Source organism: Magnetospirillum gryphiswaldense MSR-1 v2, from assembly GCF_000513295.1.
Taxonomy (GTDB): Bacteria; Pseudomonadota; Alphaproteobacteria; order Rhodospirillales; family Magnetospirillaceae; genus Magnetospirillum; species Magnetospirillum gryphiswaldense.
The window spans coordinates 2,961,539-2,976,627 of sequence record NC_023065.1; the positions used below are offsets into that span (position 1 = coordinate 2,961,539).

A 15,089-nucleotide genomic window follows, 5' to 3' on the forward strand; every position below is an offset into this window, starting at 1 on the left:
TCCGACCTTGACAACGGGCAAGCGTAGTAGCGGGGTGTTACCCGTTGCGCCGCTGGTAATACCATAATGCCGCCCACAACCATAATCACAGGGAGGGCCGCAACATGGCCGCCAAGAAAGTTCTGATGATCGTCGGCGATTATGCCGAGGATTATGAAACCATGGTGCCGTTTCAAATCCTGCTTGCCGTCGGCCATGCCGTCGATGCCGTCTGTCCGGGCAAAACCACGGGCCAGCAGGTCCGCACCGCCATCCACGATTTCGAGGGCGACCAGACCTACAGCGAAAAGCGCGGTCACAATTTCACCCTGAACGCCGATTTCGCCGCCGCCCGCGTCGTCGATTATGACGCCCTGGTCATCCCCGGCGGTCGGGCGCCGGAATATCTGCGCCTGGATGCGGCGGTACTGGATCTGGTCCGCGCCTTCGATAGCGCGGCCAAGCCCATCGCCGCCATCTGTCACGGCGCCCAATTGCTGGCCGCCGCCGGCATCCTGAAGGGCAAGCGGGTATCCGCCTATCCGGCCTGCGCCCCCGAAGTCACCCTGGCCGGCGGCCTCTACGCCGACATCGCTATCGACGGCGCCGTCACCGACGGCCATCTGGTCACCGCCCCGGCCTGGCCCGCTCATCCGGCCTGGATGGCCCAGTTCCTGGCGGTTTTGGGGACCAAAATCAGCCATGGCTGAGGTATGCTGACGACCACCCGCTTTTTGCCGCCGGAGGCCGTCATGTGCGACATCTACGCCAGCACCGACCCGTCGCTCTATCAAAGCGTGGCGCGGTCGGTGCGCATCGGCGGCGTCGTCACCAGCATCAAGGTCGAGCGGCACTTTTGGCAGATTCTCGAGGACATCGCCGCCGAGGGAGGACTGAGCCTGCCGCAGTTCCTGACCCAATTGCACGACGAAGTGATCGAACGACGTGGCGAGATCGGCAATTTCGCCTCGTTGTTGCGCGTGGTGTGCGCCACATATCTCAACCGGCAGTTAAAACCATAAAGTTATTGTCGTTATTTATCCGGCACTTGACTTGTGCGCAAGGCTCAGCTAAGAAACGCGAATTAATCTTAGATTGTTTATAGATTTTGCCGGAGACGATTTTGCGCATTCTGCCCTATCTACTGGTTTTGGCCATGGCCGCCCCCATTTTGGCCTGGGTGATGATCAATGCGCTGCTGATCAAGGGGCAAGCCACCAGCTTCAGCCCCGCCGATCTTTGGGTGTTGGTGCCGCTGGGCCTGTGCATGTTGGCGGCTTTCGGCCTGCTGGCCACCTGGATGGAAAAGGCGATCATCCGCACCCGCGGCTGACGCTTTGGGAACCGGCCCTGTCCCCCCCCCACATTCAACGGGGCCGGCTTCTCCCCCTTCGACAAGGCCCGCGCCTCAAGGCGCGGGCCTTGTTTCTTGCCCCCGCCCCAGGCTTGGGGCTAGAGTGCGCGCCCAACCATCCCCGCTTTTCCGAGGCCCGTCATGTCCGACCGCGTCCTGATCCTTGATTTCGGCAGCCAGGTGACCCAGCTGATCGCGCGCCGGGTGCGCGAAAGCGGCGTCTATTGCGAAATCCACCCCTTCAATCGGGTGAATGCCGAATCCCTGGCCCAGTTCGCGCCCAAGGCCATCATCCTGTCGGGCGGCCCCAGCTCGGTGGCCGAAGCCAGCAGCCCGCGTGCGCCCGAGGCGGTGTTCACCTTAGGCGTGCCGGTCCTGGGCATCTGCTATGGCCAGCAGACCATGTGCGAACAATTGGGCGGCAAGGTCGAACCGGGCGACCACCGCGAATTCGGTCGCGCCTATGTGGACATCATCGACGATTGCGCGCTTTTCACCGGCGTGTGGGCCAAGGGCGGCAAGGAACAGGTGTGGATGAGCCACGGCGACCGCGTCACTGCTCTGCCCGACGGCTTCCGCGTCGTCGGCACCTCGGAAGGGGCACCGTTCGCCGCCATCGCCAATGACCAGCGCCGTTTCTACGCCGTGCAGTTCCACCCCGAGGTGGTGCACACCCCGCATGGCGCCCAATTGCTGAAGAATTTCACCCACAACGTCGCCGGCTGCACCGGCGACTGGACCATGGCCGCCTTCAAGGATCAGGCCATTGCCAAGATCCGCCAGCAGGTGGGCAAGGGCAAGGTGATCTGCGGCCTGTCCGGCGGCGTCGATTCCTCGGTGGTCGCCGCCCTGATCCATGAAGCCATCGGCGACCAGTTGACCTGCGTCTACGTCGATCACGGTCTGATGCGCCTGGGTGAAAGCGAGCAGGTGGTCAGCGTCTTCCGTGACCGCTTCAACATCAATCTGGTGCACAAGGACGCCTCCGACCTGTTCCTGGGCCGTCTGGCCGGCATGACCGACCCGGAACAAAAGCGCAAGACCATCGGCGGCTTGTTCATCGACGTGTTCGAGGAAGAGGCCAAGCGGATCGGCGGCGCCGATTTCCTGGCCCAGGGCACGCTGTACCCCGACGTCATCGAAAGCGTGTCGTTCATCGGCGGCCCCAGCGTCACCATCAAGAGCCACCACAATGTGGGCGGCCTGCCCGAACGCATGAACATGAAGCTGGTCGAGCCCTTGCGCGAATTGTTCAAGGACGAGGTCCGCGAATTGGGACGCGAATTGGGTCTTCCCGATGAAATGGTCGGGCGCCACCCCTTCCCCGGCCCCGGCCTGGCCATTCGCATTCCCGGCCAGGAAATCACCCGCGATAAGCTGGAAATCCTGAAGAAGGCCGATGCCATCTATCTGGAGGAAATCCGCAACGCCGGTCTTTATGACGCCATCTGGCAGGCCTTCACCGTGCTGCTGCCGGTGCGCACCGTCGGCGTCATGGGCGATTCGCGCTCGTACGATTATGCCTGCGCTTTGCGGGCGGTGACCTCCACCGACGGCATGACCGCCGATTTCTACCCCTTCGACATGGCCTTCCTCGGCCGCGTCGTCAATCGCATCATCAATGAATGCAAGGGCATCAACCGGGTGACCTACGACGTCACCAGCAAGCCGCCGGGCACCATCGAGTGGGAGTGAGGCTGATGACCGCCACCGCCAAAATCCTGTTGCTGGGCTCGGGTGAATTGGGCCGCGAATTCGTCATTTCGGCCAAGCGGCTGGGCGCCCATGTCATCGCCTGCGATGCCTATGCCGGCGCCCCGGCCATGCAGGTGGCGGACGAGGCCGAGGTGTTTTCCATGCTCGACGGCACTGCCCTGGGCGCGGCCATCGACAAGCACCAGCCCGATTACATCGTCCCCGAGGTCGAGGCCATCCGCACCGAGGTGCTGAAGCAATACGAGGATGCTGGCTTCAACGTGGTGCCGTCGGCACGCGCCACCATCATGACCATGAACCGCGACCGCATCCGCGAAGTGGCGGCAACGGAACTGAACCTGCCGACCTCGACCTATCTTTACGCCGAGACCCTGGACGAGATGCGCGAAGCGGTGGCCAAGGTCGGCCTGCCCTGCGTGATCAAGCCGGTGATGTCGTCGTCGGGCAAGGGCCAAAGCACGGTGCGCAGCGCCGATGCGGTGGATGCCGCCTGGGATTATGCGGTGGCCGGTATGCGCGGCGACCGCAGCCGCGTCATCGTCGAGGCCTTCATCGATTTCGACTACGAAATCACCCTTTTGACCATCCGCACCCGCGATGGCGTGCTGTTCTGCGACCCCATCGGCCACCGGCAGGAACGCGGCGATTATCAGGAAAGCTGGCAGCCGACGCCGATGACGCCGCAAGCCGTCGCCGCCGCCCAGGACATGGCCAAGGCGGTGGTCGATAATCTGGGCGGCTATGGCCTGTTCGGCGTCGAATTCTTCGTCAAGGGCGACCGGGTCATCTTCTCGGAACTGTCGCCGCGCCCGCACGACACCGGCATGGTGACCTTGATCTCGCAGAACCTGACCGAGTTCGATCTGCATGCCCGTGCCATCCTGGGCCTGCCGATCCCGGCCATCACCCAGCACGGCCCCAGCGCCAGCGCCGTCATTCTGGCCGATCGCGAGTCCAGCGACTTCACCATCACCGGCATGGCCGAAGCCCTGGTGCCGCCGGCTTCCGGCATCGACGTGGATATCCGCATCTTCAACAAACCGACCACCCGGCCCTATCGCCGTATGGGCGTGGCCCTGGCCCTGGCCAAGGACGGCACCGCCGACGATGCCCGCGCCGCCGCCCGCGCCGCCGCCGCCAAGATCAAGATCGTCCATGGCGGCTGAGATGGTCACCATCCACGGCATCAAGGCCTGCGACACCATGAAGAAGGCCTTCGTCTGGCTGGACGGTCATGGCATCGCCCATGACTTCCACGACTTCAAGAAAGTGGGGGTGACCCGCGCCATGCTGGAACGCTGGTGCGACGCCGCCGGCTGGGAAAAGGTCATCAACCGCGCCGGCACCACCTTTCGCAAGCTGCCCGACGAGGCGCGGGCGGACCTGGACCGGGACAAGGCCATCGCCCTGATGCTGGCCCAGCCATCCATGATCAAGCGCCCGGTGCTGGAAAAGAGCGACATCGTGGAAATCGGCTTCAAGCCCGACCGTTATCAGACCCTCTTCCCCGGTTGAGCCGGATAACCGTATGCACGGTTGCCGCCACCAATAGCTGCCCTATGATGGACGAACCAGCAGCCGGAGCCCCCCCCCCCGATGGCCATCAACAATGTTCTGGAACGCCGGTTTTTCCCCGCCGGCGAAACCATTTTCCGCGAAGGTGATACCGGTTCGGTCGCCTATATCATCCAGACCGGCACCGTCGAGCTGAGCTGTGGTCGGCTGATGATCGCTGAATTGCAGGACAACGCCATTTTCGGCGAGATGGCCCTGATCGATGGCGCCCCGCGCATGGCCACCGCGCGGGCGCAGACCGATGTTACCGTCATCTTGCTGCCGCGCGCGGTGTTTGAAAGCAAGCTGGTCGGTGTCGATCCCTTCGTCAGCCGCCTGATCGGCATCCTCATCAACAACGTGCGCAACTTCGCCAAGCTGGTGGGTTAGCTTTCAGGTCTACGCAGCACCGTCGGTGCCGGCTTATCCGTGGCCCCCTGGGCGGAAAGGGTGTAAAATCGCGGCTCCGTCTTATATAGACGTCACCGCTGTTTCCGCATTTTCAGGAACTCTTTCCGGCATGACCACGCCCCGCACCCCCCGCCCCGTCGTCCTGTGCATCCTGGACGGCTGGGGGCATCGCGACGAACGCGAAGACAACGCCATCGCCCAGGCCCATACCCCGACCTGGGACCGCTTCCTGACCCAATATCCGCATGCGCTGCTGGCCACCTCGGGCCTGTCGGTGGGGCTGCCCGACGGACAGATGGGCAATTCGGAAGTGGGCCACATGAATCTTGGCGCCGGTCGAGTGGTCATGCAGGAATTACCGCGTATCGACAGTGCCGTCGCCGATGGCTCGTTGGCCGCCAACCCTGGGTTGGTCGATGCCATCGCCAAGGTCAAGGCTGCCGGCGGCGCCCTGCATCTGCTGGGATTGCTCAGCCCCGGCGGCGTTCATTCGCACCAGGATCATCTCGCCGCCCTGGCCCGCAGCGCCGCCCAAGCCGGTGTGCCGGTGAAGGTCCACGCCTTTCTTGATGGCCGCGACACCCCGCCCAGCTCGGCCAAGGACTTCATGGCCCGCTTCCTCGCCGATATCGCTGAGTTCGACATCACCATCGCCACCATTTCCGGTCGTTATTACGCCATGGACCGCGACAAACGCTGGGACCGCGTGCAATTGGCCTTCGACGCCATGATGCTGGGCAGACCGGCGCTCGCCCTCGACCCACTGGCCGCCATCCAGGCCTCGTACGATGCCGGCAAGACCGACGAATTCATGCTGCCGGTGGCCCTGGCCGGCTATGGCGGCATGAAGGACGGCGACGGGCTACTGATGGGTAATTTCCGTGCCGACCGGGCGCGCGAAATCCTGCATGCACTGATCGACCCGGCCTTCGACGGCTTTGCCCGCGCCCGCACCGTGGGCATGGCGGCACAGCTGGGCCTGACCGAATATTCCAAGGATCTGAGCAAACTGCTCGGCACGCTTTTCCCGGCCGAATCCCTGTCCAATATCCTGGGCGAGGTGGCGTCCAATGCCGGCCTGACCCAGTTGCGCATCGCCGAAACCGAGAAATACGCCCACGTCACCTTCTTCTTCAACGGCGGACGCGAGCAGGTCTATCCCGGCGAGGACCGCATCCTGGTGCCCAGCCCCAAGGTCGCCACCTATGATTTGCAGCCGGAGATGAGCGCGGCGGAAGTGGCCGACAAGATGGCGGCGGCCATCGATTCGGGCAAATACGACCTGATCGTCGCCAATTTCGCCAATGGCGACATGGTTGGCCATACCGGCATCCTGGAGGCCGCCATCAAGGCGGCGGTCGCCATCGATGGTTGCCTGGAGAAGCTGGAACGAGCGGTGGCCAAGGCCGGCGGCATCATGCTGGTGACCGCCGACCACGGCAATGCCGAGTTGATGCGCGATCCCGACACCCACCAGCCACATACCGCCCATACCACCGGGCCGGTGGACGTGGTGCTGGTCAACCCGCCCGCCGGGATGACCGTCATCGACAACGGTCGGCTGGCCGATGTCGCCCCCACCTTGCTGGCTCTGCTGGGGCTGAAGCAGCCGCCCGAGATGACCGGGCGCTCGCTGGTGGGCGGTAGCGCGTCAGAAACTCGTGCGGCGGGCTAGACTTCCCCTGCTTGCCCTGGCCGTCTGGCTGACGGCGGCGCCGGCTTGGTCGCAGGACCAGCCCGATGCCGCCGCCGCCGACCGCCGCCTGCGCGAGCTTGAGGACCAGATCAAGCGCAGCCAGGCCGAACACGCCGAAATCAAACGCAAGGCGCGGGCCATTTCCGACGAATTGGGCCATATCCGCGCCGACATGGTCGCCGCCGCCCGCGCCGCCCAGGACAGCGAGGAATTGCTGTCGGAGCTGGAACACCAGTTGGAAGATTTAAAGGCGCTGGAAGGCGACCGCGCCGCCGCATTGCAACGCCGTTCGTCACAGATGACCGGGGTGCTGACCGCCTTGGAGCGTCTGGCCTGGCGTCCGACCGAGGCCTTGATGGCCCAGCCGCAGACCCCGGCCGAGACCGTGCGTTCGGCCATTTTGCTGCGTGCGGCGGTGCCGCAGATCGAACGCTCGGTGCACGATCTGAAGGACGAAATCGACGTCATGAGCCGGCTGCGCGCCGACATCACCAACCAGCGCCAACGCATCGGCAACACCGCCCTGCGCCTGGACGGCGAACATAAGCGGCTGAAGGAATTGTGGGACCGCAAGTCCACCTTGCAATATGCCGCCATCGCCGAGACCGAGGCGTCGGAACAGCGCGTCCGGCAATTGGCGGGCGAGGCCCAGGATCTGCGCGAACTGATGCAGCGGCTGGAAGAGGAACGCCAGCGCCGTATCCTGGAAGCCGCCGAAAAAGCCGCCGCCGAAAAAGCCGCCCGCGATGCCGATCTGGCCGCCCGCAAGGCCGCGCGCGAGGCGGAAATCGCCGCGCAGAAAGCCGCCCGCGACGCCGAAATCGCCGCCAAGAAGGCGGACAAGGAACGCAAGGAACGGGAAATGGCCGAGGCCCGTGCCGCGCGCGAAGCGGAATTGCGGGCCCAGGCGCAAGCGCGTGAGGCGGAAATCGCCGCGCAAAAAGCCGCCCGCGTCCTGGAAAACGCCACCCGCGAGGCCGCCGAGGCCAAGCCCATGGTCAGCGAGAAACCCATCGCCAGCGTCCAGGGCAAGATGGTGTTTCCGGCCAAGGGCAGCGTGGTCGAACGCTTCGGCCAACCCAACGAGGTCGGTGTCATCAACAAGGGCATCAGCATCGCCACCCGCAAGGGCGCCCAGATCATCGCCACCTATGACGGCCAGGTGGCTTTCGCCGGACCGTTCCGTGGCTATGGCCTGCTCTTGATCATCGATCACGGCGAAGGCTATCATACGCTGCTTGCGGGAATGGCCCGCATCGACGCCAATGTCGGGCAAAAGCTGACGGCGGGCGAACCCGTGGGTATCATGGGCGAGGACGAGGCCAAACCCGCGTTGTATATCGAGCTGCGCCGCCAGGGGCAGCCTGTTAATCCTTTGCCTTGGCTTACCGCACAGAAAAGTAAGGGTCACGGATGATTCGCAAGACCATGATTGCCGCCGGCAGCACCACCTTGTTGCTGGCGTCCACGTTCCTGACGCCCGCAATGGCCGCGGAATCCAAGGAAACCTATCGCCTGATGGAATTGTTCGCCACGGTCTTCGAGAAAGTTCGGGCCGAATATGTCGAGCCGGTCAAGGACGACGAACTGATCGAGGCGGCGCTCAACGGCATGCTGACCTCGCTCGACCCCCATTCCAGCTACCTGAACGCCAAAAGCGCCAAGGACATGGAAGTCAACACCAAGGGCGAGTTCGGCGGCCTGGGTATCGAAGTGACCATGGAAAACGGCTGGGTCAAGGTAGTGTCGCCCATCGACGACACCCCGGCCTTCCGCGCCGGCCTGCAGCCGGGCGACTTCATCACCCATCTCGACGGCGAGCCGGTCCAGGGCCTGACCCTGTCGGAAGCGGTGGACCGCATGCGTGGCATGGTCAACACCGACATCAAGCTGACCATTCGCCGCAATGGCACCGCGCCCTTCGACGTCAAGCTGACCCGCGCCGTCATCAAGATTCAGACCGTGCGCTCGCACGCCGAAGGCAAGATCGGCTATGTCCGCATCACCCAGTTCTCCGCCACCACCGACACCGATCTGCGCAAGCACGTGGATCAGTTGAAGAAGGATATCGGCAAGGAACTGGGCGGCTTCGTCATCGACCTGCGCAACAATCCCGGCGGCCTGTTGGATCAGGCCATCGCCGTGTCCGACGATTTCCTGGAAAAGGGCGAGGTGGTCTCGACCCGCTCGCGCAAGAGCGAGGACACCCAGCGTTACAACGCCCGGCCCGGCGACATCACCGGCGGCCTGCCGCTGGTGGTGCTGGTCAATGACGGTTCGGCCTCGGCCTCGGAAATCGTCGCCGGCGCCCTGCAAGACCACCGCCGTGCCCTGGTGCTGGGCACCCGCTCGTTCGGCAAGGGCTCGGTGCAGACGCTGATGCCCTTGGGCCAGTACGGTTCCATGCGCCTGACCACCGCGCGCTATTACACGCCGTCGGGCCGCTCCATCCAGGCGGTGGGCATCGAGCCCGACATCAAGGTGCTGCAATCCAAGGTCGAGCCCATCAACGTCCCCGAACGGGAACGCCGGTCGGAAGCATCTTTGCGCAACGCTCTCACCAATCCCGACGGTTCGGCCAAGCAACCCGCCAGCCCCGCCGCCGCGCCTGCGGACGAGCACAAGGGCGACGACAAGACCGACGCCGCCGCGCCGCCGGTGATCAAGCTGGGCGACCCGGCCCAGGATTACCAATTGGCCCGGGCGCTGGATCTGATCCGCGGCCTGTCCCTGTATCGCCCCCCGGCCAACTAAGCCAGACATGGACTCGCTGGACGAAGCCGACCTGTTCCTGTCGCGCCCCATCGGCGTCGATGAGCCGCCGCCCAAACGGCGGATGCGGCTTCGTCCGTTCCTGGTCGTCCTGGGCGTCGCCGTTCTTGGCGGCGCCCTGGGTACCGGGGCCTATTTCGCCTCCAACCTCGACACCCGCGACCTGATCGGCCTGCTCGACGTCGCCGACCAGCCGCCGCGTCTGGCCATTGAAATGCCGGATCGCAAGACCGACGCCAAACCGGACGCCCCCGCCATGCTGCGCCCACCGGGCAGCGCGGCGGTGGACTTGACCGCCCCGCCGGTGCTGCCGCCGGCGGCGGAAGCGCCGCCCCCGGCCAGCCCGACCGTGCCGCCGGCGCACGAGGCACCCAGCCAAAGCATGGTGCCGCCGGTGGTGCCGCCCGTCATCCCGCCGGTTCTGCCCGCCACCCCTGCCGCCCCACCGCCGATCATCGTCCGCCAGGAAAGCCCCACCGGACCGCAGCAACCGCTGCCGCGCCCCATCGACAAGCCGCCGGCCTATGCCAACTTGCCGGCCCCCACCGCCAAACCCAAGCCGTTGGGGGCAGTGCCGGCGGAAGGCATGACCCGGCATTCCAGCTTCGGCCCGCTGCCGGTGATCGCCGCCGACGGGCGGCAATCGTGGCAGGTCTATGCCCGTCCGTTCGAGGCCAAGGACAACCATCCGCGCATGGCCGTCATCGTCACCGGCCTGGGCCTGGACCGCGAGGCCACCGACATGGCCATCGACCGCCTGCCGCCCGAGGTCACCCTGGCCTTTTCCCCCTATGCCGGCGGTCTGGACAATTGGGTGAAGAAGGCCCGCGATGCCGGTCACGAGGTGCTGCTGACCCTGCCGGTGGAGGAATCGGGCTTTCCCGCCCGCGATCCCGGCCCCTGGGGCCTGCTGACCTCGGCCCGGCCCGAGGACAATGCCGAGCGCCTGCAAAAGGTGCTGGCGCGGACATCGGGTTATGTGGGGGTTCTGGCCAATGACGGCCCCTTCACCAAATCGCGTCAGCTTGCCCCCATCCTGGCCATGTTGAAGGAACGCGGCCTGCTTTACGTCGGCAACGGCGCCGAGGCCGAGCCCAAGCCGCCGGTGGCGGTGCTGGGCGGCTGGCTGGACGGCGAGGTTTTCCGCGACGCGGTGGAAAGCCGGCAAAAATCCATGGCCGGACTGGTGCGCGAGAAGGGCAGCCGCGCCGTGCTGGCCAGCGCCCGCCCGGCCACACTGGAAAGCATGCTGCCCTGGCTGGGCTCGTTGACCGCCGAGGGGGTCACCCTGGCCCCGGTCTCGGCCCTGCCCGCCCAACCCGGAGGAAAGTCGTGAGCAAGCCCCTGCCGCTGTCGCAGCGTCCCTATCGTCCCGGTGTGGGCATCGTGCTGTTCAACGCCCACGGCCAGGTATTCACGGCCCGACGCATCGACACCAAGGATGTGGCTTGGCAATTCCCGCAAGGCGGCATCGACGACGGCGAAGACCCGGCCAGTGCCGCCAAACGCGAAATGCTGGAGGAAATCGGCACCGACAAGGCCGAGCTGATCGGCGAAAGCAGCGGCTGGATTTCCTATGACCTGCCAGACGATCTGGCCGACAGGGTGTGGAAGGGCCGGTTTCGCGGACAGAAGCAGAAATGGTTCGCCTATCAGTTCCTGGGCCAGGACAGCGACATCAACATCGACACCGAACACCCGGAATTTTCCCAGTGGCGGTGGATGGATCTGGCCGAGGTAGCGACCCTGATCGTCGCCTTCAAGCGCCCGCTCTATGAACAGGTGGCGGCTGAATTCGCCCCGCTGGCGGCAAAGCTGAAACAGGGCTGAGGACCATGGCCATGATTGCCCCTTCCATCACCCCCATGCGCGCCGACGAGGTGCCGGTGTTGGAGGAATGGGCGGCGCAAGAGGGTTGGAATCCCGGCCTCGCCGATCTGGCCATTGCCTATGCCGTTGATCCGGCGGCTTTCATCGCGCTCAGGCGCGGCGACGAACTGATCGGCGGCGGCACCATCTTTTCCCATTCCAGCCAATTCGGCTTCATGGGCCTGTTCATCATCCGCGCCGATCTGCGCGGCCAGGGCCTGGGGACAGAATTGTGGCATCAGCGCCTGACCCTGCTGCGCCGCCGCCTTGCCCCCGGCGCGAGTATCGGCATGGACGGCGTCTTCGCCATGGTGCCGTTTTATGAGAAGGGTGGCTTCACCCTGGCCCACCGCGATCTGCGCTTCGAGGGCATCGCCCACGGGGTGGCTGATCCGCAGGCCCGGCCTTACCCCGAGATCAGCTTCGGCGAAATCGCCGCCTTCGACCGCCGGTTCTTCCCCGCCCCGCGCCCGGCCTTCCTGCTGCGCTGGCTGGAACAACCCGGCGTCTAGGTGCTGGGCCTGCGCGGTGAGCACGGCCTGAGCGGTTATGGCGTCGCCCGGCCCTGCCGCAGCGGCTTCAAACTGGGGCCGGTCTTCGCCGACAATCCCGACGTGGCCGAACGCCTGATCGGCAGCCTGCTGGCCGCCATCCCCGGCGAAAACGTCGCCCTGGACGTGCCCGAACCCAATGGGGCGGGGCTAGAACTGGCGGCGAAATTCGGCCTGCGGGAATCCTTCGGCTGCGCGCGGATGTATCACGGCCCGGCGCCAGCCTTGCCGCTGGACGGCATCTTCGGGGTGACGTCGTTCGAGTTCGGCTGAAGCAAGGGATGCGCGAAGGGGCGAGCCCCTTCGCTTTGCTTTATCCCTCACCCCTCGGCGTTCACTCCATGCTTCCAACGCAGCACCGGCACGCGCGCCGCCTGGGTTTCATCCAGGCGGCGGCGCGGGGTCAGACGCGGCGCCGCCTTGAAGTCGTCGGCCTCGCCGGCCTTGGCCTTGGCGGCCAGGGCGCGGACCACCGCAATGAAGCCATCCAGGGTTTCCTTGGCTTCGGTCTCGGTCGGCTCCATCAGCAGGGCGCCGTGCACCACCAGCGGGAAGTACATGGTCATGGGGTGGAAGCCTTCGTCGATCAGCATCTTGGCGAAGTCCAAGGTGGTGACACCGCTATCCTTCAGGAAACGGTCGTCGAACAGGCATTCATGCATGCACGGTCCGTCGAAGGACGCGCTCAACACGTCCTTCAGCGATGCCAACAGGTAATTGGCGTTGAGCACGGCATCGCCCGAGGTCTGGCGCAGACCATCGGCGCCCATGGACAGGATATAGGCCAGGGCACGGATGAAGACGCCGAACTGACCGTGATAGCCCTTGACCCGTCCGAACGGCTTGGCGTCAGGGGCTTGCTCGGCGTGTTCCACCAGGTCCAAGCCGCCCGCGCCGTGGACGACGAAGGGAAGCGGGGCGTAAGGCGCCAGCTTGGCCGACAACACGGTGGGGCCGGCACCGGGACCGCCGCCGCCATGGGGGGTGGAGAAGGTCTTGTGCAGGTTGATGTGCATGGCGTCGACGCCCAAATCGGCGATCTTCACCCGCCCGACGATGGCGTTGTAATTGGCGCCGTCGCAATAGAAGAAGGCGCCGGCCTCGTGCGTCGCCCGGGCGATGTCGAGGATCTCGTTCTCGAACAGGCCGCAGGTATTGGGATTGGTGACCATGATGCAGGCCACGTCCGGCCCCAGCTTGGCCTTCAACGCCGCCACGTCGACACGACCGCGCTCGGTCGCCGGCACCGGGTCGACGGTATAGCCGCACATGGCGGCGGTCGCCGGATTGGTGCCGTGGGCCGATTCCGGCACCAGGACACGGGTGCGATGGCTTTCGCCGTGATCGTCGTGATAGGCGCGGATGGCCATCAGGCCGCACCATTCGCCATGGGCACCGGCCGCCGGGCTCATGGCCACCGCCGGCATGCCGGTCAGGCCTTTCAGCCAATGGGCCAGCACGTCGATGACTTCCAGCGCCCCTTGCACGGTGGAAAGCGGCTGGAACGGGTGCAGGTCGACCAGACCGGGCAGGCGGGCCATCTTTTCCGACAGGCGCGGATTGTGCTTCATGGTGCACGAGCCCAGCGGGTAGAAGCCGGAATCGATACCGTAATTCTTTTGGCTCAGGCGGGTGTAATGGCGCACCACCTGGGGCTCGGACAGATCGGGCAGGCCGATGGGGCCTTTGCGCGTCAACCCGCCCAGGCGGTCTTCGTCGATGGGGCCGGGCTCGGCGATGTCGACACCGATGCGACCGGGGCAGCCCTGTTCGAAGATCAGGGGCTCTTCCAACTGCAAGCCCCGATTACCGGAAAACGTGGTGATCTCGGCCATCTCACAGCACCTCGTTCAGGGCGGACACCAGGGCATCCATGTCGTCTTGGGTATTGGTCTCGGTCGCCGCCAGCAGCAGGACGGGGCGCAGTTCCGGCCAATGGGGATAGAAACGGGCAGCGGGAACACCGCCCAGAATGCCTTTGGCCGCCAGCTTTTCCACCACTTGGGTGGCATCCACGTCATCGCCCAGATAGAGGGCGAATTCGTTGAAATAGGTCTGGTTCAGCACCTTGGCGCCGGTGACCCGGCGAAGCGCCTGCTCCAGCCGCAGGGCCTGGGCATGGTTGAGCTTGGCCAGCCGGGTCAGGCCGGTTTCGCCCAGCATGGTCAGATGCATGGTGAAGGCCAGGGCGCACAGGCCAGAATTGGTGCAGATGTTGGAGGTGGCCTTCTCGCGCCGGATATGCTGCTCGCGCGTCGACAGCGTCAGGACGAAGCCGCGCTTGCCGTCCTGATCCACCGTCTGGCCGCACAGCCGACCGGGCATCTGGCGGACATACTTTTCCCGGGTGGCGAACAGGCCCAGACCGGGACCGCCGAATTGCAGGCCCATGCCCAAGGATTGCCCCTCGGCCACCACGATGTCGGCGCCCATGGCGCCCGGCGGGGTGATCAGGCCCAGGGACACCGGCTCGGCCACCGCCACCACCAGAAGCGCGCCCACTTCATGGCAGGCATCGGCCAGTTGGGTCAGGTCGCGGATACCGCCGAAGAAACCGGGATTTTGCACGATCAGGCAGGCGGTGCGCGAATCGACCCGGCCCATCAAATCTTCCAGGCCGAAGGGATCGGGGGCCAGTTCCTCGACCTCAAGGCCGAGATGCTTGACCACCGTCCGGGTGGTTTCGGCGTAATGGGGATGCAGCGAGCCCGACAGGATGATGTTTTTCTTGCGGGTGACGCGGGCGGCCATGACCGCCGCCTCGGCACACGCCGTGGCGCCGTCATACATGGAGGCGTTGGCCACCTCCATGCCGGTGATCATGCAGACCTGGGTCTGGAACTCGAACAGATATTGCAGCGTGCCTTGCGACACTTCCGGCTGATAGGGGGTGTAGCTGGTCAGGAACTCGCCCCGGGTCAGCAACTGGTCGATGCTGGCCGGCACATGGTGGCGGTAAAGCCCGGCACCGATGAAAAAGGGCGCACAGCCGGCGGACAGATTCTTGCCGGCCATGCGGGTGAACATGCGTTCCACCGCCATTTCGCTTTGCCCCGCCGGCAGGTCGATGGGCCGGTCGAGACGGGCGGCGGCGGGGACGTCCTTGAACAGGGAGTCCACGTCCTTGGCGCCGATCGTGGCCAGCATGGCGCGGCGGTCGGCCTCGGTATGGGGCAGATAACGCATG

The 15,089-nt window shown here is 65.4% G+C and carries 16 protein-coding genes; 14 read left to right on the plus strand and 2 right to left on the minus strand.

Translation table 11 applies throughout. The features are described 5' to 3' along the window. Positions 1 to 104 precede the first annotated feature (104 nt). The 14 genes from MGMSRV2_RS14080 to MGMSRV2_RS21735 all read left to right on the plus strand — a co-directional run bounded on the left by MGMSRV2_RS14080 (position 105) and on the right by MGMSRV2_RS21735 (position 12,175). Complete coding sequence (locus MGMSRV2_RS14080) at positions 105 to 689, plus strand: DJ-1/PfpI family protein (RefSeq protein ID WP_024081024.1); 585 nt, start codon at positions 105 to 107, stop codon at positions 687 to 689. A 3-nt stretch (positions 690 to 692) separates the two neighbouring features. Beyond that, positions 693 to 1,001, plus strand: coding sequence for a ribbon-helix-helix domain-containing protein (locus MGMSRV2_RS14085; protein WP_024081025.1), 309 nt, complete (start codon positions 693 to 695; stop codon positions 999 to 1,001). A gap of 101 nt (positions 1,002 to 1,102) precedes the next feature. Then, complete coding sequence (locus tag MGMSRV2_RS14090) at positions 1,103 to 1,312, plus strand: hypothetical protein (protein ID WP_024081026.1); 210 nt, start codon at positions 1,103 to 1,105, stop codon at positions 1,310 to 1,312. A gap of 162 nt (positions 1,313 to 1,474) precedes the next feature. After that, positions 1,475 to 3,028 (plus strand): glutamine-hydrolyzing GMP synthase, encoded by a 1,554-nt coding sequence (guaA, locus tag MGMSRV2_RS14095; RefSeq protein WP_024081027.1) that lies wholly within the window; start codon positions 1,475 to 1,477, stop codon positions 3,026 to 3,028. Positions 3,029 to 3,033: 5 nt separating this feature from the next. Beyond that, complete coding sequence (gene purT, locus MGMSRV2_RS14100; RefSeq protein WP_041633646.1) at positions 3,034 to 4,215, plus strand: formate-dependent phosphoribosylglycinamide formyltransferase; 1,182 nt, start codon at positions 3,034 to 3,036, stop codon at positions 4,213 to 4,215. Continuing rightward, positions 4,205 to 4,564 (plus strand): arsenate reductase, encoded by a 360-nt coding sequence (locus MGMSRV2_RS14105; protein WP_024081029.1) that lies wholly within the window; start codon positions 4,205 to 4,207, stop codon positions 4,562 to 4,564. Before purT ends, MGMSRV2_RS14105 begins: the two co-directional genes overlap by 11 nt. An 81-nt stretch (positions 4,565 to 4,645) precedes the next feature. Continuing rightward, positions 4,646 to 4,993 carry a cyclic nucleotide-binding domain-containing protein gene (locus MGMSRV2_RS14110; RefSeq protein WP_024081030.1) on the plus strand — a complete coding sequence of 116 codons (348 nt, stop codon included), beginning with the start codon at positions 4,646 to 4,648 and terminating at the stop codon, positions 4,991 to 4,993. A gap of 130 nt (positions 4,994 to 5,123) precedes the next feature. Then, a complete protein-coding gene (gene gpmI, locus MGMSRV2_RS14115) occupies positions 5,124 to 6,689 on the plus strand; it encodes a 2,3-bisphosphoglycerate-independent phosphoglycerate mutase (RefSeq protein WP_024081031.1) in 1,566 nt (521 codons plus the stop codon). Beyond that, on the plus strand, positions 6,676 to 8,127 hold the full coding sequence (locus MGMSRV2_RS14120; protein ID WP_024081032.1) for a murein hydrolase activator EnvC family protein: 1,452 nt from the start codon (positions 6,676 to 6,678) through the stop codon (positions 8,125 to 8,127). The genes gpmI and MGMSRV2_RS14120 overlap by 14 nt, the downstream gene beginning before the upstream one ends. Further along, a complete protein-coding gene (locus MGMSRV2_RS14125) occupies positions 8,124 to 9,464 on the plus strand; it encodes a S41 family peptidase (protein WP_024081033.1) in 1,341 nt (446 codons plus the stop codon). The genes MGMSRV2_RS14120 and MGMSRV2_RS14125 overlap by 4 nt, the downstream gene beginning before the upstream one ends. A 7-nt stretch (positions 9,465 to 9,471) precedes the next feature. After that, complete coding sequence (locus MGMSRV2_RS22220) at positions 9,472 to 10,818, plus strand: divergent polysaccharide deacetylase family protein (protein ID WP_024081034.1); 1,347 nt, start codon at positions 9,472 to 9,474, stop codon at positions 10,816 to 10,818. Then, positions 10,815 to 11,312 (plus strand): RNA pyrophosphohydrolase, encoded by a 498-nt coding sequence (locus MGMSRV2_RS14135; RefSeq protein ID WP_024081035.1) that lies wholly within the window; start codon positions 10,815 to 10,817, stop codon positions 11,310 to 11,312. Before MGMSRV2_RS22220 ends, MGMSRV2_RS14135 begins: the two co-directional genes overlap by 4 nt. An 11-nt stretch (positions 11,313 to 11,323) precedes the next feature. Further along, a complete protein-coding gene (locus MGMSRV2_RS21730) occupies positions 11,324 to 11,863 on the plus strand; it encodes a GNAT family N-acetyltransferase (RefSeq protein ID WP_041633648.1) in 540 nt (179 codons plus the stop codon). Beyond that, positions 11,864 to 12,175, plus strand: coding sequence for a GNAT family N-acetyltransferase (locus MGMSRV2_RS21735; protein WP_197538536.1), 312 nt, complete (start codon positions 11,864 to 11,866; stop codon positions 12,173 to 12,175). A 47-nt stretch (positions 12,176 to 12,222) separates the two neighbouring features. Here MGMSRV2_RS21735 and gcvPB read toward each other — a convergent pair whose 3' ends face one another. Beyond that, a complete protein-coding gene (gcvPB, locus tag MGMSRV2_RS14145; RefSeq protein ID WP_024081036.1) occupies positions 12,223 to 13,737 on the minus strand; it encodes an aminomethyl-transferring glycine dehydrogenase subunit GcvPB in 1,515 nt (504 codons plus the stop codon). 1 nt (position 13,738) lies between these two features. Continuing rightward, on the minus strand, positions 13,739 to 15,088 hold the full coding sequence (gcvPA, locus tag MGMSRV2_RS14150; protein WP_024081037.1) for an aminomethyl-transferring glycine dehydrogenase subunit GcvPA: 1,350 nt from the start codon (positions 15,086 to 15,088) through the stop codon (positions 13,739 to 13,741). Position 15,089 lies beyond the last annotated feature (1 nt).

What these genes read in the sequence shown, in the direction of transcription:
- gpmI (WP_024081031.1), top strand. Translation starts at nt 5,124, where the DNA reads ATGACCACGCCCCGCACCCCCCGCCCCGTCGTCCTGTGCATCCTGGAC.
- purT (WP_041633646.1), top strand. Translation starts at nt 3,034, where the DNA reads ATGACCGCCACCGCCAAAATCCTGTTGCTGGGCTCGGGTGAATTGGGC.
- MGMSRV2_RS14105 (WP_024081029.1), top strand. Translation starts at nt 4,205, where the DNA reads ATGGCGGCTGAGATGGTCACCATCCACGGCATCAAGGCCTGCGACACC.
- MGMSRV2_RS14110 (WP_024081030.1), top strand. Translation starts at nt 4,646, where the DNA reads ATGGCCATCAACAATGTTCTGGAACGCCGGTTTTTCCCCGCCGGCGAA.
- MGMSRV2_RS14085 (WP_024081025.1), top strand. Translation starts at nt 693, where the DNA reads ATGCTGACGACCACCCGCTTTTTGCCGCCGGAGGCCGTCATGTGCGAC.
- MGMSRV2_RS14125 (WP_024081033.1), top strand. Translation starts at nt 8,124, where the DNA reads ATGATTCGCAAGACCATGATTGCCGCCGGCAGCACCACCTTGTTGCTG.
- MGMSRV2_RS22220 (WP_024081034.1), top strand. Translation starts at nt 9,472, where the DNA reads ATGGACTCGCTGGACGAAGCCGACCTGTTCCTGTCGCGCCCCATCGGC.
- gcvPB (WP_024081036.1), bottom strand. Translation starts at nt 13,737, where the DNA reads ATGGCCGAGATCACCACGTTTTCCGGTAATCGGGGCTTGCAGTTGGAA.
- MGMSRV2_RS21730 (WP_041633648.1), top strand. Translation starts at nt 11,324, where the DNA reads ATGATTGCCCCTTCCATCACCCCCATGCGCGCCGACGAGGTGCCGGTG.
- MGMSRV2_RS14080 (WP_024081024.1), top strand. Translation starts at nt 105, where the DNA reads ATGGCCGCCAAGAAAGTTCTGATGATCGTCGGCGATTATGCCGAGGAT.
- guaA (WP_024081027.1), top strand. Translation starts at nt 1,475, where the DNA reads ATGTCCGACCGCGTCCTGATCCTTGATTTCGGCAGCCAGGTGACCCAG.
- gcvPA (WP_024081037.1), bottom strand. Translation starts at nt 15,088, where the DNA reads ATGCGTTATCTGCCCCATACCGAGGCCGACCGCCGCGCCATGCTGGCC.